Annotated in this window: 17 protein-coding genes; 11 read left to right on the forward strand and 6 right to left on the reverse strand. The window is 68.7% G+C overall.

Going from position 1 to position 17,908, the window contains the following annotated elements; genetic code table 11:
- The first annotated feature begins 46 nt into the window (after nucleotides 1–46).
- The 3 genes from AC5RUW_RS09010 (at nucleotide 47) to AC5RUW_RS09020 (ending at nucleotide 3,360) form a co-directional block, all read left to right on the forward strand.
- Nucleotides 47–847 carry a purine-nucleoside phosphorylase gene (locus tag AC5RUW_RS09010; protein ID WP_494160385.1) on the forward strand — a complete coding sequence of 267 codons (801 nt, stop codon included), beginning with the start codon at nucleotides 47–49 and terminating at the stop codon, nucleotides 845–847.
- Nucleotides 848–919: 72 nt separating this feature from the next.
- Complete coding sequence (locus AC5RUW_RS09015; RefSeq protein ID WP_494160386.1) at nucleotides 920–2,680, forward strand: phospho-sugar mutase; 1,761 nt, start codon at nucleotides 920–922, stop codon at nucleotides 2,678–2,680.
- Between the two features lie 125 nt (nucleotides 2,681–2,805).
- Nucleotides 2,806–3,360 carry a VanZ family protein gene (locus AC5RUW_RS09020; RefSeq protein ID WP_494160387.1) on the forward strand — a complete coding sequence of 185 codons (555 nt, stop codon included), beginning with the start codon at nucleotides 2,806–2,808 and terminating at the stop codon, nucleotides 3,358–3,360.
- 39 nt (nucleotides 3,361–3,399) lie between these two features.
- Here AC5RUW_RS09020 and AC5RUW_RS09025 read toward each other — a convergent pair whose 3' ends face one another.
- The 3 genes from AC5RUW_RS09025 to AC5RUW_RS09035 form a co-directional block, all read right to left on the reverse strand.
- On the reverse strand, nucleotides 3,400–4,977 hold the full coding sequence (locus tag AC5RUW_RS09025) for a putative bifunctional diguanylate cyclase/phosphodiesterase (protein WP_494160388.1): 1,578 nt from the start codon (nucleotides 4,975–4,977) through the stop codon (nucleotides 3,400–3,402).
- The gene (locus tag AC5RUW_RS09030) at nucleotides 4,974–5,381 is read right to left on the reverse strand and encodes a DUF7793 family protein (RefSeq protein WP_494160389.1); all 408 of its coding nucleotides are present in this window, start codon (nucleotides 5,379–5,381) and stop codon (nucleotides 4,974–4,976) included. The genes AC5RUW_RS09025 and AC5RUW_RS09030 overlap by 4 nt, the downstream gene beginning before the upstream one ends.
- 186 nt (nucleotides 5,382–5,567) lie before the next feature.
- Complete coding sequence (locus tag AC5RUW_RS09035; RefSeq protein WP_494160390.1) at nucleotides 5,568–6,575, reverse strand: hypothetical protein; 1,008 nt, start codon at nucleotides 6,573–6,575, stop codon at nucleotides 5,568–5,570.
- A 215-nt stretch (nucleotides 6,576–6,790) separates the two neighbouring features.
- Here AC5RUW_RS09035 and AC5RUW_RS09040 point away from each other — a divergent pair, with 215 nt between their 5' ends.
- From AC5RUW_RS09040 to AC5RUW_RS09055, 4 genes are all read left to right on the forward strand, one after another.
- The gene (locus AC5RUW_RS09040; RefSeq protein ID WP_494160391.1) at nucleotides 6,791–6,925 is read left to right on the forward strand and encodes a hypothetical protein; all 135 of its coding nucleotides are present in this window, start codon (nucleotides 6,791–6,793) and stop codon (nucleotides 6,923–6,925) included.
- 114 nt (nucleotides 6,926–7,039) lie between these two features.
- Entirely contained in the window at nucleotides 7,040–7,720 is a 681-nt protein-coding gene (gene deoC, locus AC5RUW_RS09045) for a deoxyribose-phosphate aldolase (RefSeq protein ID WP_494160392.1), read from the forward strand.
- Between the two features lie 40 nt (nucleotides 7,721–7,760).
- Entirely contained in the window at nucleotides 7,761–8,018 is a 258-nt protein-coding gene (locus AC5RUW_RS09050; RefSeq protein WP_494160393.1) for a hypothetical protein, read from the forward strand.
- Nucleotides 8,019–8,200: 182 nt separating this feature from the next.
- Entirely contained in the window at nucleotides 8,201–8,341 is a 141-nt protein-coding gene (locus AC5RUW_RS09055; RefSeq protein WP_494007604.1) for a hypothetical protein, read from the forward strand.
- A 3-nt stretch (nucleotides 8,342–8,344) separates the two neighbouring features.
- Here the strand turns inward: AC5RUW_RS09055 and mfd are convergent, their stop codons facing one another.
- Both mfd and AC5RUW_RS09065 read right to left on the reverse strand, forming a co-directional pair.
- Nucleotides 8,345–11,971, reverse strand: a complete 3,627-nt coding sequence (gene mfd, locus AC5RUW_RS09060; RefSeq protein WP_494160394.1) for a transcription-repair coupling factor — start codon at nucleotides 11,969–11,971, stop codon at nucleotides 8,345–8,347.
- 306 nt (nucleotides 11,972–12,277) lie between these two features.
- Nucleotides 12,278–13,951 (reverse strand): M28 family peptidase, encoded by a 1,674-nt coding sequence (locus AC5RUW_RS09065; protein WP_494160395.1) that lies wholly within the window; start codon nucleotides 13,949–13,951, stop codon nucleotides 12,278–12,280.
- Nucleotides 13,952–14,293: 342 nt separating this feature from the next.
- On the opposite strand from AC5RUW_RS09065, the gene AC5RUW_RS09070 reads away from it, so the two are divergent.
- The 4 genes from AC5RUW_RS09070 (at nucleotide 14,294) to nhaA (ending at nucleotide 17,317) form a co-directional block, all read left to right on the forward strand.
- Complete coding sequence (locus AC5RUW_RS09070; RefSeq protein ID WP_494160396.1) at nucleotides 14,294–14,989, forward strand: hypothetical protein; 696 nt, start codon at nucleotides 14,294–14,296, stop codon at nucleotides 14,987–14,989.
- 90 nt (nucleotides 14,990–15,079) lie between these two features.
- Nucleotides 15,080–15,577, forward strand: a complete 498-nt coding sequence (locus tag AC5RUW_RS09075) for a DUF2505 domain-containing protein (protein WP_494160397.1) — start codon at nucleotides 15,080–15,082, stop codon at nucleotides 15,575–15,577.
- Nucleotides 15,578–15,799, forward strand: coding sequence for an SCO4848 family membrane protein (locus AC5RUW_RS09080; RefSeq protein WP_494007609.1), 222 nt, complete (start codon nucleotides 15,578–15,580; stop codon nucleotides 15,797–15,799). It abuts the gene before it with no gap.
- Between the two features lie 159 nt (nucleotides 15,800–15,958).
- The gene (gene nhaA / locus AC5RUW_RS09085; protein ID WP_494160398.1) at nucleotides 15,959–17,317 is read left to right on the forward strand and encodes a Na+/H+ antiporter NhaA; all 1,359 of its coding nucleotides are present in this window, start codon (nucleotides 15,959–15,961) and stop codon (nucleotides 17,315–17,317) included.
- Between the two features lies 1 nt (nucleotide 17,318).
- Here the strand turns inward: nhaA and AC5RUW_RS09090 are convergent, their stop codons facing one another.
- The gene (locus tag AC5RUW_RS09090) at nucleotides 17,319–17,906 is read right to left on the reverse strand and encodes a hypothetical protein (protein ID WP_494160399.1); all 588 of its coding nucleotides are present in this window, start codon (nucleotides 17,904–17,906) and stop codon (nucleotides 17,319–17,321) included.
- Between the last annotated feature and the right edge of the window lie 2 nt (nucleotides 17,907–17,908).

The following is a 17,908-nucleotide window of genomic DNA, read 5'->3' on the forward strand; positions in this document are numbered from 1 at the left end:
GCGCCCGGCTTTAGCCAGCAGCGCCGGGGGGCGGTAAGTTGGTGCCGTGACCAACGATCCCTTTGAACTGGCCCGGCAGGCCGCAGCACACATTGCGGCAGAGACCGGCGTGGAACAGCATGATCTTGCCCTGGTGCTCGGCAGCGGATGGGGTGAGGCGGCGGAGCTGATCGGCGAGACGACCGCCACCCTCCCGGCCGACACCATTCCCGGCTTTACCGCTCCCGCGGTGGCCGGCCATGTGGGCACCATCCGATCCATCCGCACCCCCGATGGCAAGAACGCCCTGGTGCTGGGGGCGCGCACCCACTACTACGAGGGCCGCGGCGTGCGCGCGGTCGTGCACGGGGTCCGCACCGCGGCGGCCGCGGGCGCCAGGACCATGGTCCTGACCAACGGCTGTGGCGGGCTGAACCCGGCCTGGGCGCCGGGCACTCCGGTGCTGATCAGCGACCACATCAACCTGACCGCCGCCTCCCCGCTCGAGGGCGCCACGTTCGTGGACCTCACCGATCTGTACTCCTCCCGGCTGCGCGGCATTGCCCGCGAGGTGGATCCGAGCCTGGACGAGGGCGTCTACGCCCAGTTCACCGGCCCCCACTATGAGACTCCGGCGGAGGTCCGCTACGCCAAGACCATCGGCGCCGACCTGGTGGGCATGTCCACCGCACTGGAGGCCATCGCTGCCCGGCACGCCGGGATGGAAGTGTTCGGCATCTCCCTGGTGACCAATCTGGCGGCCGGCATCAGCCCGGTGCCGCTGAGCCACCAGGAGGTCATCGAGGCCGGCCAGGCCGCCGGCCCCCGGATCTCCAAGCTGCTGGCCGAGATCATCGGACGCATCTAGACTGCGTCGGCGCGGAGCTTCGGCTCCGCGCCTTCCCTTTTGCCGCCGCAACCCACCCAGAAGCCAAGGAACATGAGCCTCACCCCCACCGCACTGCACGACCTGGCCTCCGCCGCCCGGACCTGGGCCCGGGAGGACCCGGACCCGGAGACGGCCCGCGAGCTGCGCGACCTCCTCGCCGGGCTCGACGGCGGTGAAGCGGAAGCCGCCGACGCGGCCCGCGAGCTGGCTGACCGCTTCTCCGGCACCCTGGAGTTCGGCACCGCCGGGCTGCGTGCCGCCCTGGGCGCAGGACCGATGCGGATGAACCGCGCCGTCGTCCGCCGCACCGCGGACGGGCTCGCCAGCTTCCTGCTCGATGCCTCCGCAGGCCGCTGGCAGCCCAGCGCGGTAATCGGCTACGACGGGCGCCGAAAGTCCATCGACTTCGCCGAGGAGACCGCTGCGGTGTTCACTGCCGCCGGCATCGAGACCCTGGTGCTGCCGTGCATGCTGCCCACCCCCGTGCTCGCCTACGCGGTCCGTGCCCTCGGCGCCGACGCCGGCGTCATGGTCACCGCCAGCCACAACCCGGCCGCGGACAACGGCTACAAGGTGTATCTGGGCGGACATACCGTCAAGGGCCCCGGCCAAGGCGCGCAGATCGTGGCTCCCTACGACGCGGAGATCGCCGCCCGGATCGACTATGGGAAGCCCCTGTCCAGCATCGACGTCGCCCCCGAGGGGTGGGCGGAGGTCTCGGAGTCGCTGGTGGCCGACTACATCAACGCCATCACCCGCCTGGCCAGCCTCAAGGGCTACCCGAGCCGTGACCTGGCGATTGTGCACACGGCGATGCACGGCGTCGGCGGCGAGACCATGGTCTCGGTGCTGCGCGACGCCGGGTTCGGCCCGGTGATTCCGGTGGCCGAGCAGTCCCGCCCGGATCCGGATTTCCCCACCGTCGCCTTCCCCAATCCGGAGGAGGCCGGCGCGCTGGACCTCGCGCTCGCCCTGGCCCGGGAGCGCGACGCGGACCTTGTGCTTGCCAATGATCCCGACGCCGATCGCGCCGCCGTCGCCGCCAAGGACCCGGCGACCGGGGAATGGCGGATGCTGCGCGGCGACGAGGTCGGAGCCCTGCTGGGAGCCCACCTCGCCCGGCGCATCAAGTCCGGGCACGTGAAGTTCCGGGGCAAGGCCGCCAATGAGCCGGTGGTGTTCGCCAACTCCATCGTCTCCTCCCGGCTGCTCGCCCGGATCGCCGACGCCGCCGGCTTCCGGCACGAAGAGACCCTCACCGGCTTCAAGTGGATCTCCCGGGTACCAGGGCTGACCTTCGGCTACGAGGAGGCGCTGGGTTACTGCGTCGCCCCGCACCTGGTCCGCGACAAGGACGGCATCTCCGCCGGGCTGCTGATCGCCGAGCTCGCCGCCACGCTGAAGGCGGAGGGCCGCACGCTGTTCGACGAGCTGGACGCCCTGGCCCTGGCCCATGGCCTGCACGCCAGCGACCAGCTCTCGGTGCGGGTGGACAACCTTGCGCTGCTGGGTGAGATGATGGCCACCCTGCGGCAGCAACCGCCCGCGGCGTTCGCCGGCTCTCCCGTGCGCTCCGCCGTCGACCTGGCCGAAGGCAGCGCCGCGTTGCCGCCGACGGACGGCCTGCTGTACCTGACCGAAGACGACACCCGGGTGATCATCCGACCCAGCGGCACCGAGCCGAAGCTCAAGTGCTATCTCGAGGTCATCAGGCCGGTCAGTGGCCCGCAGGCGCTGCCGGCTGCCCGCGCCGCCGCCCGCGAACAGCTGGACGCCGTGCTGGCCGATGTACGGGCGTCACTCGGCCTCTGATCGTCCACGCTCCTCCCCCGGCCCCTCCGCAGGGTACGCTCCGCTCAGCATAATGACGGCGCACGGCCGGGCTCTGCCACCTGCAGCTGCCGGCACGTCCGCACCAGATCCAAGGACGTGCTGGCATGCTCAAGGAACAGGACCCGGTGGATATGACAGGCGACGGCGAAACGCAGCTGCGCGGCGCCGCCCGCCGCCATGTCGGGCGGCGTGATCAGGCACAGGCACGGCCCGGGTCTGCCAGCCGCGGCCGCGGCTGGGCTTCCGTGCTGCTGGTTCCCTACATCCTGGCCCTTGCCATGGTTGCCCTGTGGCCGGGTCCCGTGGATGGCGGGTTTGCCGGCCCGCTGGCCCGGGTCCTGGCCGCCCTGCAGGAGCGCGGTGCGCCGGCCTGGATTGACTACGGCTTGGTGGAGGCGGCGGCGAACATCGCCCTATTCGTCCCGATGGGCCTGCTGGGCGCCGTCTGGCTCGGCAGGCGATGGGCGTGGAGCGCTGCGCTCTGGGGCGCCTGCGGGTCAGCCGGCATCGAGCTGGCGCAGGAAATGCTGCTCCCCGCCCGGCACGGCACCTTACAGGATGTGCTGGCCAACTCGTTGGGCGCCTGCCTGGGTGCCGTGCTTGTCTGGGCGTGGCAGTCCCGGGAGGCGCCGCCCTCGGACCGGCAGTTGAGGGGCTGAGCCCCTGGTCCGCGGGGCGTGCCTGTTGCGGCCGGTTGTTCAGGGGCGGGCTGCCGGCTTCATGGGCAGCCGGGCGCCGCTGCGCAGCAGCTCTGTGGCCGCTTCGGCGCTGAGGGGCCGGCTGAAGTAATACCCCTGCCCGCTGCAGCACTCCATGCGCTGAAGCTGCCGGGCCTGTTCCGTGGTCTCCACGCCTTCGAAGACCGCATCCATGCCGGCGGCCCGGATCAGCCCGTGCACAGCGGATACGAACTCCAGCTGCTGCTCATCCTCCGCGATGTCCTTGATCAGTGCACGGTCCACCTTGACGGTCGAGGCCGGGAGCCGGCGCAGGTAACTGATCGACGAGTAGCCGGTGCCGAAGTCGTCGATTTCGATCCGTACGCCCAGGGCATTCAGGGCCTTCAGGCTGTAGGTCTCGACGTCGCCGCCGGACACGAATGCGCTCTCGGTGATTTCCAGGATCAGGTTTTCCGGCGTTGCCCCGCAACGGCGCAGCGCCAGGCGGACCGTGTCCACCAGGTCGATGCGCTGCAGTTCCATGGCCGACAGGTTTACCCGCAGGCTGAACTCGGCACCCACCGCACCGTCCGCCAGCCATTGGCCCAGCTGTTGCAGCGCCGTCTGGAGCACCCAGGCGCCGACGTCGGCGATCACGCCGCTCTCCTCGGCCACCGGAATGAACTCCCCCGGCGGGAGAAGCCCGCGGGTCGGATGGTTCCAGCGCACCAGCGCCTCGACGCCCTGCACCTGCCCGGAGGTCAGGGACACCACCGGCTGATACTCGAGGAAAAGCTCGCCGCGCGTCACGGCGTGACGCAGTTCGGCGGAGGTCTGACGGCGCAGCTGCCGCGCGTAGAGCATCACGGGTTCGAACACGGCGATTCGGCCCCGGCCCTGTTCCTTGGCGGAGTACATGGCGACGTCGGCGCGGAGCATGATGTCCTCGGCCTGCTCGCCTTCACGCGCCACATGGACGCCGATGCTGGCCCGCGGCCAGACGTCCAGTTCCTCCAGCCGGATGACGCTGCTGAACGCCTGCTGTATGTCCTCAGCGACGGACAAGGCGGATCGCGTGTCCGTATTCGGCAGCAGGACGGCGAATTCGTCACCGCCCAGGCGGGCTACCGCTGCCTTCCTGGGAACGGCGGACACGACTCTCTCCGCTACCTTTATCAGCACTCGATCACCTATCAGGTGTCCGAAGCTGTCGTTGATTTCCTTGAACGCGTCGAGGTCCAGCATCAGGACACCGGGACGCCCCGCCGCGCCGTCAAGCTCGTGCAGAAGGATCCGGGTGAGGGCCACGCGGTTGGCTGTTCCGGTCAGGGCGTCGGTGAGCGCCATCCGCTCCATCTCGACATGGGCGGCTTGAAGCTCCGCCGTTCGCGCCTCCACCCGCTGCTCAAAGTCCGTATACACGGAATTGAGTTCCTCGGCGAGCAGGTTAATTCCGGTGATGACAGCGTCCACCTGGTCACGGGCTCGGGACCGGGGAATAGGTGTGGCGAGGTCGCCGGAAGCGATACGGACGATGCCCTCGATCACCTGAGTGAGGCGTGCGTCAGCCTCTTTATTGCTGCTGGCCAGTCTTCCGCTGGGGGCCCTGCTGCTCACTCGGGTTGTTCCTCCAACCAATCGCGGGCTCTGGTCTCAGATGAGAAATAGCGGGTGGGAAAAGGCGGCTTGACCCCGCCGCCCAACAGGAACGTCGCGATCACCTTGTCCACAGGACCTGCCCCCAGGACAGCAACGGCAGCGAGGTTGGGAACCTTACCGAACACGTTGCGGGCTTCCCTGCTGATTGATTCCACTCCGGCCAGTCCGAGCAGGACACGCACGTGGCGGTCTCCGGTCAAACGGACAACGTGGGCCGCCGCTGCCGCGGCAATATCGCCCGTAATCGGCCGCCCTGGCGGCAGATCCAGACGCACGACGCCGTCCTCCTGCAGCTCGACAAGGATTCGGGCTTTTTCGTCAGCCCACGCCTCGGCCCGCGATTCGTAGGGGCCCGTTCTCACGGTCCGCCCTGTCATCGGGAGACCGCAGATAGGGCTTCCGCCTTGCCGCCGGCCTTGTCCTTTACGGCCGTCTCTTTCCTGTACACGTCCACCCCCAGTTTCCGTGCCGAGCGTCGTCTCCCCCTCAGGGGGAGGTCCTATGCGTGATACGACCGAGCGGGTCGAACATCAGCAGCGGACAGATGATTATGCATGTTCTTTTACAAAACTGTCAATGAGTTCCTCTGACTTCAGCCGCCGGGCCTCCGCGCCCGTTTGGCCGAAAAGTCCCGCCGCCGTTTTCGCACAGTCAATGGCCGCCGGCAGGTCTCCGGCCTTCGCGGCCGCCAGCGCCCGCATGTACCAGGTCTCCCCTATTGCGAAGACAGGCACAGAGAGGTCTCGGGCCAGCAACTCATCAAGGCGCGCCATGGCCTTTTCCGGTTGCCCTGCCAGGATTTCCCAATGTGCTCGCAGAAGAGCAACCTCAAAAACGTCTCGGGGGTTTCCCCCGGTTACTGAAATCGCCACCTCCGCCCGCTCTATGCAATCGAGGGTGTCATCGTTCACGAGGCCAACCATTAGCCGCATGTGAGCCGATCCCTTATTGAACAGAGCCCAGCCACCAACGTCGCGCTGGGACGACAGGTTCTCTGCGGCCAGGTTATGGAAACGCACGGCATCGTCATGCCTGCCAATCATGAAGGCTACGTTGCCAATCGTCCAGTACGACTTGCCCAGTATCACCGCGTCCGAGGTGCCGGATATCAATGAGGCCAGCTCCTGGGCGGAGACCCATGCTTCTTCCAGCTCCCCGCTTTCGGCGAGAGCGGCTATGAGGACCCAGTGCAGATCCACAGAGGCGGGCAACCCGTTTGCCACCTTCGATGCCTTCTCGATGGTGCTCCTGGAGTGCTCCACTGCTTCTTCGATACGCCCCAGGCCGTGCAGGGCCACGATCTTGAGTTTTTGACCTTGAAGCAGCAACAAAGGATCAGCCCTGCCCGGCAGTGAATCCAACCGGTGTGATGTCGCAATGGCGTCTTCGTAGTCCCCTGCATCTATCTGGCTCTGCGCACACAAAACCAACATCCGGGCAGCACTGTCCGCCGCGCCTGCCTCCACCGCCGCAGTTGCACCAGCCAAAGCCGTGGCTATGGCCGCACCGTACTCCCGACGCTCCCAGAACTGCGTAGCTTGGAATTCCATTGCCACGTAGTCATCTTGGTTTCCCAACGGCCACCGGTTCTTTCTCGTTCGTCTCTTCGAGTCTGCATTCTGCCATCGGTCGGACCCCGGCCGGGAACGTTACGAAACCCGCATAAAAGGTGCATGATGGCGCCGGCTCTCCAATCTATCAAGCCGCCCCGTGGTGACGTATGATTCCTTCGTCAGATGCACCGTCTGCGGAGAGAGAATGGGGAAATAACATGAAGAAAAAACTGGGGGCCTCCCTCCTGTTGGCCGCGACGATCGCTTTGTTCGGCGCAGCACCGGCATCGGCCGCGTCCAACATCAGCGACGGCACCGTCGTTAAGCCGCTGGTCAGCTACTGGCCGCACTAAGTTTGGCCGCCCGTGGCCGTGGACGAAATGTTCCACGGCCACCTGGGTGCCCTCTCTGCAGAAGAGCCGGCGGCGCCGCGAGCCCCCACGTTCCCCCACCGCCCCTGTGGCAAAATGGAAGCCATGACTGAGCTCGCCTCCTACATTGACCACACCCTCCTCAAGCCCGAGGCCAGCCGGGAAGACATCCTCAAGGTCTGCTCCGAAGCCATGGAGTACAACTTCAAGTCCGTCTGCGTGAACCCGATCTGGGTCAGCACCGTCCACAACGAGCTCAAGGGCAGCGGCGTGCTCACCTGCTCGGTCATCGGCTTTCCGCTGGGGGCCACCACCACGGAGGTCAAGGCCTTCGAAGCCCAGGGCGCGGTGGCCGACGGCGCGGACGAGATCGACATGGTGATCGACATTGCCGCAGCCCGTCGGGGCGACCGCGAGGCGCTGGTCCGCGACATCGCCGGCGTAGCCGCCGTCGTGCACGACGGCGGGGCGATCCTCAAGGTGATCATCGAAACCTCCCTGCTCACCGACGAGCAGAAGGTGCTGGCCTGCGAGGCAGCGGTGGAAGCCGGGGCAGACTTCGTCAAGACCTCCACCGGCTTCAACGGCGGCGGAGCCACCGCGGAGGACGTGGCCCTGATGCGCGCAGCCGTCGGCCCGGCCATGGGCGTGAAGGCCTCCGGCGGCGTCCGGAACGCCGAAGATGCCCGTGCGATGATCGAGGCGGGCGCCACCCGAATTGGCGCCAGCTCGGGAATCGCTATTGTTAACGGTGGTAATGCCGCCTCTGGCTACTGAGCCACACGGCTGCTGAAGAACTTTCGAAACGGAGAACACCATGGCAGGCACCCGCGCCAAGGAACCCACCCACTCGGGCGAAGGCCACCTGGCCAGCAACCTGATCACCTTCATCCTGATGTTCGCCCTCTTCCTGGTCGGCATCTACACCCTGACCTGGCTGGACTTTGACAACATCTGGCCTCTGGGCACCTGCCTGGCCGCCTTCACCCTGGCCTACTTCGTGCCGATGTTCATGGGCCGCTCCGACAGCGCCCGTGAACTGGCCGAGGGCCGTCCGGGCGACGAAGGCCGGTAATACCCTTACGCAGCATCAAACCAGGAGGGGCACCCGCATCGGGTGCCCCTCCTGCGTGTCTTCAGGGCGTCGTCGGCGCGGGGCAGGTAGCCCCGCGGCGAGGTAAACGAGTAGTGGGCCCGCAGCGGGCACGTGACAACTACTCTTAAACCTCCCCCGGGCCGGTTCCTACAGTCACGCACATGAGCACAACCATGACCCGCAGGGACCTGCGCCTCGAGCGCCGCCGCCGCCGCCGTGTAAACCAGATCGGGTACGGCGTGGTGGTGGCCGTCCTCGCCGCCGTCGCGGTGGCCTTCGCCGTCACCCTGGCCGCGGGCTGACGCCTATGCGCCGGCCTTGACCGGCTGTTCCAGGAAGATCGCCTCCACCACCTGGCGCGCCCACGCCAGGATTTCGGCGTCCACCAGGTCCCGTCCGCCGATCCGGGCGGTCTTTGGCTTGGGCACCAGCACGGCGTCGAGCGCGGGCTTCACCTGCGCGCCCGGGTACATGCGCTGCAGGCGCATCACCCGCGACTCGGGCAGGCTGGAGGCCGGGGCGAACTTGATGAAGTTGCCTTGGACGGCCACATCGGTCAGCCCGGCGCTGCGGGCCAGCACCCGGAACCGTGCGACCTCGATCAGGTTCAGCACGGCCTGCGGCGGGGTGCCGTAGCGGTCGGTGAGCTCCGCGAGCACCTCGTCGATGGCCTCGTTGGTCAGCGCGGCGGCCAGCTTCCGGTAGGCCTCCAGCCGCAGCCGCTCCCCGGGAACATACTCATGCGGCAGGTGCGCGTTGACCGGGAGCTCTATCTTCATCTCGGCCGCCTTCTGCTCGGCCTCGCCGCGGAAGTCCGCCACGGCCTCCCCGACCAGCCGGATGTACAGGTCGAAGCCCACGCCGGCGATGTGGCCGGACTGCTCCCCGCCGAGCAGGTTGCCGGCGCCGCGGATTTCCAGGTCCTTCATCGCCAGCTGCATGCCCGCACCGAGCTCGTTGTGCGCGGCCACGGCCTTCAGCCGCTCCAGCGCCACCTCACCCAGCGGTTTCTCCGCCGGGTAGAGGAAGTACGCGTACGCCCGCTCCCGTCCGCGGCCCACCCGCCCGCGCAGCTGGTGCAGCTGGGACAGGCCGAAGTTGTCCGCCCGGTCCACGATCAGGGTGTTGGCGTTGGAGATGTCCAGGCCGGTTTCAATGATGGTGGTGCAGACCAGGACGTCGAACTTCTTTTCCCAGAAGTCCACGATGATCTGTTCCAGGCGCGCCTCGCTCATCTGGCCGTGCGCGACGGCGACCCGCGCCTCCGGCACCAGCTGCTGGAGGTGGGAGGCGATCCGCTCGATCGAGGACACCCGGTTGTGCACGAAGAACACCTGGCCTTCGCGCATCAGCTCGCGGCGGATGGCCGCCGAGGCCTGCTTGTCCGTGTACGGGCCCACATAGGTGAGCACCGGGTGGCGCTCTTCCGGCGGGGTGGCCAGCGTGGACGTCTCGCGGATCCCGGTCAGCGACATCTCGAGGGTGCGCGGAATCGGGGTGGCACTCATCGCCAGCACGTCCACGTTGGTGCGCATCTTTTTCAGCGCCTCCTTGTGTTCTACGCCGAAGCGCTGCTCCTCGTCCACGATGACCAGGCCGAGGTCCTTGAACTGGATCTCCTGGCTGAGCAGCCGGTGGGTGCCGATCACCACGTCGACGGAGCCGTTGCGGATCCCCTCGGTGACTTCCTTGGCCTCCTTGGCGGTCTGGAAGCGGGACAGGGACTGCACCCGGACCGGGAAGCCGGAGAACCGCTCGGTGAAGGTCTCCATGTGCTGCTGGGCCAGCAGCGTGGTCGGCACCAGCACCGCCACCTGCTTGCCGTCCTGCACGGCCTTGAACGCGGCGCGCACGGCAATCTCCGTCTTGCCGTAGCCGACGTCGCCGGAGACCAGCCGGTCCATCGGGACCTCGCGCTCCATGTCGGCCTTGACCTCGTTGATCGTGGTCAGCTGGTCGGGGGTCTCCACGTAGGGGAAGGCCTCCTCCAGCTCGCGCTGCCAGGGGGTGTCCGGCCCGAAGGCGTGCCCGCGGGAGGCCATCCGCGCTGAGTACAGCCGGATCAGCTCGCCGGCGATCTCCTTGACCGCCTTGCGTGCCCGGGACTTGGTCTTCGCCCAGTCCGAGCCGCCCATCTTGGACAGCACGGGCACGTCCCCGCCCACGTAGCGGGTGATCTGGTCCAGCTGGTCCGTGGGCACGAACAGCCGGTCCCCCGGCGCGCCGCGCTTGGCCGGCGCGTACTCCAGCACCAGGTACTCGCGCACGGTCTTGTTGGCGCCGGCGCCGGTGGCCCGCTGGATCAGCTCCTTGAACCTGCCGATGCCGTGCTGCTCGTGAACCACGAAGTCGCCCTCGCGCAGCTGCAGCGGGTCGACGGCGTTGCGCCGCCGGGAGGGCATCTTGCGCATGTCCCGGGTGGAGTAGGCGGTGGCCCGGCCGAGCAGGTCCGCCTCGGTGAGCAGCCCGGTCTTCAGCGAGTCGAAGACGAACCCCCGGCCGGCGCTGGCCGTGGTGATCTCAATGATCCCCGCCTGCGGGGCGGTCTCCAGGGAGTCCACCCGGGCGGCGGGCAGCTCGTGCTCGTGGAACAGTTCGGCCAGCCGGGCGGCCGGGCCGGGGCCCTCGGTCACCACCACGACCTTCCAGCCGTCCCGGACCCGGGTGCCGATGAAGTCCATCATTTCCTGCACGTCGCCCTGGTAGCCGCGCGGCTCCCGGGCGTTGATGGTCAGGGTGTCGATATCCAGGACGGTCTCCTCGTCCTGGTTCAGCGAGGTGACCGACCACCACGCGACGTCGTTGGCCAGCGCCGCGGAGCGGGTGTCCGTCAGGGACCGGAAGCCGGCCGATTCCAGCTCCGCGCTCACCTCGCCGGACAGATCCACCGGCGCCGCCCCGCCGTCGGACGCGGTGGCCCACGCGGCGGCCAGGAACTCGGCGTTGGTCTCCTCGAGGTCGTGGGCGCGGGAGCGTACCTTCTCCGGTTCGACGACGACGGCGATCGATCCGGGCGGCAGCTCGCCCATCAGCGGGACCATGCCGTCCACCAGCACCGGAGCCAGGGATTCCATACCCTCGACGGCGATGCCGCCGGCGATCTTTTCCAGCATGTCCGCTGCGGCCGGCATCTGCGGCTTGAGCTTGGCGGCGCGGCTCATCACGGCGGGAGTGATCAGCAGCTCACGGCACGGCGGGGCGTACAGCTCAGTGGGGTGGGTAACGTTCTCACCGGTCAGGGTGCGCTGGTCGGCGACGGCGAACCAGCGCATGGACTCCACTTCGTCGCCGAAGAAGTCGATGCGGATGGGATGGTCGTCGATCGGCGGGAAGACATCCAAGATGCCGCCGCGCACGGCGAACTCCCCGCGGTGCGTGACCATGTCCACCCGGGCGTAGGCAGCGGCGGAGAGGGCCTTGACCACGTCGTCGAAGCTCCGCTCCTCCCCTGTCTTCAGGGACACCGGTTCCAGGTCGCCCAGGCCGGCGACGAGCGGCTGGACGACGGCGCGCACCGGTGCGACCACGACCTTCACCGGCGTCGGGCCGGGGTGGGCGAGACGCCGCAGCACCGACAGCCGCCGGCCGACGGTGTCCGAGCGCGGGGAGAGCCGCTCGTGCGGCAGCGTTTCCCAGCTGGGGAACTCCTCGATGGCCTCGAGCGGCAGGTAGCTGCGCAGCGCGGCGGCCAGGTCTTCAGCCTCTCGGCCGGTGGCGGTGACCGCGAGCACGACGGGCGGGCGGGCGGCGTCGGAGGTGTCGGCGTCGGCCAGCCCGTCCACCATTTCCGCGACCAGGGCCGCACGCATCCCCTGCGGGGCGCTGATCTGCAGGTCCTCACTGCGCTGTTCCGGTGCACGGGCCGCCCCGGCGCGGACGCGGGCGTACGAGGGGTCCTCGGCGAGCGCGGCGCGAAGTCCGTTCAGGCTCATGGGGCAGGGGTCTCCTTCAGCTGCACGGCAAATACCCGAAGTCCGCACAGGCGGGCCCCGGGGCTTTTTGTTTTCCACCCTACCCCCGCGCCGGGACAGGTGCGGGCGGTACCGCTGAGAGCTGATTTTCGGCACGCGGGGCAGGGGGTTCAGCGGCGCAACCGGACGCCAGCGGAAGTCGGAGAAAACAGCGGGGAGGCCGCATCAGCGGCCTCCCCGCACCGGTTCATTGCCTCCGGCCGAGCCCGGGCGCAACGAACGGTCTTCAGCGGCGGCCCGGCCTCTCCGGGCCGCCGTCCGCCTGACTCAGCGCCGCCACAGGTGGCCCTGGCGTGCCGGCTGCTCGGCCGTGAACGACCGGGCAGAGGGTCCCGCCGGCTCCCCGGCGCGCAGGTCTGCGTCCGTCTGGGCGAAGGTCAGCGTGGCGTGGGCAACGGCGTCAGACATTTCATCGAGCACCTGCCGGTTGATGTTGCTCAGGTCATCACACGCCGAGTGGTAGCAGGGATCGTAGGACTCCCCTGCTGTGCCCCCGAACAGAGCGGCTTCCTCCGCCGTCTTCACGCCCTCCGCCCCGGTGAACAGCCCGCCGGCCGGAATGCCGTTGCTGATGAATCCGAAGTAGTCGGACCGGCCGTCGAACTCCGTGGGGGCCGTGGCCAGCCCCTGTTCGGCAAAGTACTCGGTGAACACGCCCTCGATCACGTCCGAGCCGGTGGGCCCGGCGGTCCCGAAGGCGTCGCCGTCGCCGTCGTACACAAACCGGACGAAGTTCGGGGAACCGACCATGTCGAAGTTCAGGTTCAGGAGCGTGTTGTCCAGCCCGGCCTGGTCCAGCTGGGAGACGTAGTAGTCGGAGCCGACCAGCCCGTCTTCCTCACCGCCCCAGAACGCAAAGCGCACCTGGTTCTCCAGTTTGAACTTGCTGCCGGAGCGCTGCAGCTGGATGGCGGTCTCCAGGATCGCCGCGCTGCCGCTGCCGTTGTCGTTGATGCCCGGCCCCTCGAGCACCGAATCGAGGTGGGCGCCGACGACGACCTGACGCCCGGGGTCTCCCTGCCGGGTGTCGGAAAGGATGTTGAAGGTGTCCACGGTGCGGATCGAGGCGTCAACGCTCAGGCGCAGCACGGCTCCAGGGGTGCCGGCCAGTTCCTCGCCCAGGGCGAAGGTGGCGCCGACGGCGGGAATCGCAGACAGTTCGCTGCCCAGGGTGCCGTTGACCAGGCCGGACCGGTCATCGCCGGGCGCATCGTTGCCTTGGTTGAAGACCACCGCGGCTGCGGCGCCCGCAGCTGCGGCGTTGGCGACCTTGGTGCCGAAGTCGCAGGTGCCGCGTTGCAGCAGGGCGATGCTGCCGGCCTGAAAGCCGGCGAAGTCGGTCGCCTCGCAGCCGCTGGTGCTGGCGCGGTTCCCGGCGAGATTGATGTCCACCGGCACGACGGCGGCGGTCACGTCCCCTGCGGCCGAGTAGGACATGGCGGTGTAGTCGGTGCCTGCGGTGTAGGTCTCCTGGTTCGGCTCGACCTGTGCCAGCTCCTGGCCGGCGAGCACGTACTGGTCGTAGGAGAAGTACTGGCGAACGGGGTTGTAGCCGGCCCGGCGCAGCTGGCCCTCGATGTAGGCGGCGCCGGCCTCATAGCCGGGTGTCCCGGCGGCGCGGTTCCCGCCATTGGCTTCAGCGGTGCGCTGCAGGGCTGCCAGGTGTCCGAAGACGTTCTGCTCCGTCACCGACTTGCGCAGCTGTGCGCTCTGGTCCCGTCCCGGTTTGTCCGGCTTCCCTGGCTTGCCCGGATCCCCCGGCTTGCCCGGTTTCCCCGGTTTCCCCGGTTTGTGGTCTCCGTGCCCGCCCGGCTTACCGGGGCCGTGCTGTCCGCCGCCCTGCCCGTTGGCATCGGCGGCAGCGGCGGGAGCAGCGGAGGCCGCGGTCAGAATGAGCGCAGCGGCCAGGGCGGCGCCGCGCAGGGTTGATCTGCTCTTCATGGTTCCCCTCAGAGTGCGAGTGATGAACTGCGGGTGGCGTGCAGCCCCGCTCCCCCAGGCCGGGCCGTGGGCCTGAGACTAAGGTGCGGCCCTCCTGCACGGAAGCGTTTTTCCGATCGTGGAGGCAGTTTCGGCCCGACCCGCGCGAATCCCGGGACCCCACCTTCCCACCCCCGTCTTCTGCCCATAGGGTTCGTGCTCGCCGTCGGGCCCGAACGCCGTCGCTGTCAACTGACCCCGGCCGCACGGCAGACCTTGGCATTGGCGGGACAGGCTGCCACGCTGGAATCCCGGGACGCAGCACGACAGTCCCCACCGCAGCAGCGACCCAAGGACGGTTCCATGGCACGCGCAGCTAAGTCCCTGGCCACCCTCGCGGCAGCAGCAGCCCTTCTGCTCGCCGGCTGCGCGGACGACGGCGACGGCGGGGCAACCGACAACACCTCGGCTTCCTCCCCGGCCGCCGGCACGTCGCAGCCCTCCGGTTCCGCATCGTGTTCAGGCGATGACGACGACTGCCAGGCCGCCCCCGGTGACGGCGAGACCGTGGACCCGGGCCGGTGCAGTTCCACTGAGCCCAGCGCGATCGCCTCCGGCCTGATACAGGGAACCTTCGGGCCCTGGTGCGAGAACGCCGTCGCCACCAGTTACGACACGGCACTGATTCCCGACGGCGCGTCGGTCAGCGCCACCGTACGGGAGACCGAGGCGGACACCACCGTCGAGCTGGTGCCGCAGGGTTTTGCGCCCAATACGACGTACACGGCGCTGATGCATGCTGACGACTGCGGCGATGATCCCTCGGATGCCGGAGAGGTGTATCAGGACCGCAACACCTCGGGGCAGCAGGGCCGGCTGTCAGTGGACTTCACCACCGACACGTCGGGCAACGCCGATGCGAGCACCACCGTCCCTTGGCTGGTGCCCGACGACGGAGAGGGCAAGTCGCTGCTCATCAGCTATGAGTCCTCGGAGCAGGGCGGGACGCCTGCAGCCGCCGCCGGCACCGTCGTCGGCTGCATCACCCTGGAGGGGTAGCCGGATCGGTTCAGGGGCTCCGGCCCCATAGGATGGTCTCTGGCCCGGCGGGCGCTGCCCGCCGCACCCGAGACAACCTATGGAGGACCCATGGCCCTGAGCGCATCGACCAGCCTGCCCCACGACGTCGAAACCGTCACCGCAACCTTCACCGATGAAGGTTTCCTGCGCAGCGTCAGCGAACATGTGGGCGGCGCCCTGCAGTCCCTGGAGATCGACGGCGAGGTGGCCGGCGCGTTTGTCCTGACGGCTGTGCGTACCCTGCCCACCACCCGGATGCCGGACATCGCCCGCAAATTCGTCGGCGACACGCTCAAGGTGACCCAGCGCGAGCAGTGGTCGGCGCCGACGGCCGACGGTTCCCGGACCGCGGTCATCGAGCTGTCCGTGGCCGGCGTGCCCCTGAAGGTCAACGCCGAGCAGCGGCTGGTGGCGGGCGACGCCGGCACCACGGTTGAGGTGGAGGGCACCGTCAGCTCCTCCATTCCCTTCCTGGGCGACAAGATCGCCAAGGCGGCGGAGCCGATGATCGGCAAGGCGTTGACCATCCAGGCCACGCAGGCCGGCAAGTGGATCGGGGCCAACTAGGTGGAACTGCCCCCCGTACTGGCCGGCGTGCTGGTGGTCGCCGGCCTCTGGAACATCGTTGTCTGGCCTCCGTTCCTGCGCAAGGCGATCACGGACCCGGCCTCCCGTGAGGAAAACGGCGCCATGACCCGGTCCCTGATGGTGACCCTGATGCTGATCAGCACCTCGATGGTGTTCGGCCTGGCGACGGTGATCATCGGCGTCCGGGCCCTGATGGGCTAGCTCCTCCCTAAGGCCGAAGTACGACGGCGGGGACCGCGGTTTGCTTTCCGCGGTCCCCGCCGTCGTCGTTTGGGCAGCCCGGGGTGCCTGTCCCGCCGCCCGAGCCTAGACTGGCCGCACGTGTTGGGGGTTGGCCGCATCCCACCGAGAGGAGCCCTCATGGGCCCACCGGAGCCTGCCCGCGGAGCGCACCGGGTGGTGCTGGGGCCGGGCAGCTACCGTGAGCATCTGCGCATCGGGGAGATCCTGCGCCAGGAGACCGTGGGCGGGTTCCTGCTGCTGGCGGCCACCGTGGTGGCCCTGGTGCTGGCCAACACCGGCGCCGCCGGCTGGTACTTCGGGCTGCGGGACACCGAGCTGGGCTACGAGCCGTGGCACCTGCGCCTCACTGTGGGTGAGTGGGCGGCCGACGGGCTGCTGGCGGTGTTCTTCTTCATGGTCGGGCTGGAGCTCAAACGTGAGTTCGTGGCCGGGGACCTGCGGCAGCCGGCCAAGGCCGTGGTGCCGATTGCCGCGGCGGCGGGGGGCGTGGCGGTGCCGGCGCTGATCTACGTCGGGGTGAACCTTGCGGCCGGTTCGGACGGGCTGCGCGGTTGGGCGATTCCCACCGCCACCGACATCGCCTTCGCGCTGGCGGTGCTCGCGGTGATCGGCTCCCACCTGCCCGGCGCGCTGCGCATCTTCCTGCTCACCCTGGCCGTGGTCGATGACCTGATCGCGATCGTCATCATCGCGTTCTTCTATTCTGCCGACGTGTCCCTGGGTCTGCTGGGCTGGGCGCTGCTGCCGCTGGCCGCCTTCGCGGTACTCGTGCAGACCGTCCGCCCGTTCCTGGCGAGGCATCCGTGGGTCGCGCTGATCGTGCTGCTGCCGCTGGCCCTGGCCACCTGGGCGCTGGTGCATGCTTCGGGAGTGCATGCGACGGTCGCGGGCGTGCTGCTCGGCTTCACGGTACCGGTGCTGCGCCGGGGGCGCGACGGGCCGGAGCCGCCCATTGCCGGCAGGCCCGGGCTCGCGGAGATTTTCGAGCACCGCATCCGGCCCTTTTCCAGCGGTTTCGCGGTCCCGGTGTTCGCGTTGTTCTCCGCCGGCGTCGTGCTCAGCGGAGGCGTGACCCGGGCGGTCAGCGATCCCGTGGCCCTGGGGGTCGTGCTCGGCCTGGTGCTGGGCAAGCCGCTGGGGATCCTGCTGACCACCTGGCTGCTCACCACCGTCACCCGGGCCCGGCTGGACACAGATCTGCGCTGGGTGGACCTCGCCGGTCTGGGCGTGCTGTCCGGCATCGGGTTTACCGTCTCATTGCTGGTCAACGACCTGAGCTTCGACCCCGGCACCGGCTCCAACACCGACGCGAAGCTGGGCATCCTCACGGCATCACTGCTGGCGGCGGCGGCCGCGTCCGCTATCCTGCTCGCCAGGAACCGCCATTACCGGGTGCTTGAGGAGCGCGAGCGCCGGGACACGGACCGGGACGGGATCCCGGACGCGTTTGATGATGACGACGAGGGGCAGGGCTGAGCTAGGCGTTCCAGGGCTTGTCGCAGCTGAAGTCGGCTATGGCCGCGCCCTGCATGTACCACAAGGTCCTGGACGGGTTGTTCTGTGAGGTCAGCAGTGCCGTCTGCCTGCCCGCCCGCTCAGGCGCGGTGACGTAGGTGGGGAAGACCGCCGTCGATACGGTGACGTTCAGCTGGCGCCACCAGCCTTCGCCAAAGACATCCCGAAGGCCGTGCCGATAGTCGGAGAGCTCAATGCGCAGCGTTTCCTGCGGCAGGATGTAGCTCACGGAACGGTTTCCTGCCGAGAACGTCAGCAGGTAGTTGGTCCCCTGCGGATTCCCTGCCGCCGCCGGCCATGACAGCTCCGTCCGCTTGTGCCAGGGGGAACTGCACTGCAGCGGCTGCTGCACCGGAGCCAGTACCGGCTGGGTCGAGGCGGTGATGTCGGCCCGCGCCGAGGCCTGCCAGTAGGCGTAGGCCGCACCGCCGCCCAGCCCCAGCACCAGGGTCAGGCAGAACGCGACGGCTGCCGCTTTGAAACCCGGCTGTGCGCGAAGCCGTGTCAGCCACTGTGCCTTCATCTGCCCGGCCCCCTCCCGGTTGTGCATGC

The organism is Arthrobacter sp. Y3222053, assembly GCF_059092805.1.

Coding starts and splice junctions, on each gene's coding strand:
- AC5RUW_RS09015 (WP_494160386.1), top strand. CDS start 920: ATGAGCCTCACCCCCACCGCACTGCACGACCTGGCCTCCGCCGCCCGG.
- nhaA (WP_494160398.1), top strand. CDS start 15,959: ATGGGCCCACCGGAGCCTGCCCGCGGAGCGCACCGGGTGGTGCTGGGG.
- AC5RUW_RS09055 (WP_494007604.1), top strand. CDS start 8,201: ATGAGCACAACCATGACCCGCAGGGACCTGCGCCTCGAGCGCCGCCGC.
- AC5RUW_RS09020 (WP_494160387.1), top strand. CDS start 2,806: ATGCTCAAGGAACAGGACCCGGTGGATATGACAGGCGACGGCGAAACG.
- mfd (WP_494160394.1), bottom strand. CDS start 11,971: ATGAGCCTGAACGGACTTCGCGCCGCGCTCGCCGAGGACCCCTCGTAC.
- AC5RUW_RS09050 (WP_494160393.1), top strand. CDS start 7,761: ATGGCAGGCACCCGCGCCAAGGAACCCACCCACTCGGGCGAAGGCCAC.
- AC5RUW_RS09090 (WP_494160399.1), bottom strand. CDS start 17,906: ATGCACAACCGGGAGGGGGCCGGGCAGATGAAGGCACAGTGGCTGACA.
- AC5RUW_RS09070 (WP_494160396.1), top strand. CDS start 14,294: ATGGCACGCGCAGCTAAGTCCCTGGCCACCCTCGCGGCAGCAGCAGCC.
- deoC (WP_494160392.1), top strand. CDS start 7,040: ATGGAAGCCATGACTGAGCTCGCCTCCTACATTGACCACACCCTCCTC.
- AC5RUW_RS09075 (WP_494160397.1), top strand. CDS start 15,080: ATGGCCCTGAGCGCATCGACCAGCCTGCCCCACGACGTCGAAACCGTC.
- AC5RUW_RS09040 (WP_494160391.1), top strand. CDS start 6,791: ATGAAGAAAAAACTGGGGGCCTCCCTCCTGTTGGCCGCGACGATCGCT.
- AC5RUW_RS09065 (WP_494160395.1), bottom strand. CDS start 13,951: ATGAAGAGCAGATCAACCCTGCGCGGCGCCGCCCTGGCCGCTGCGCTC.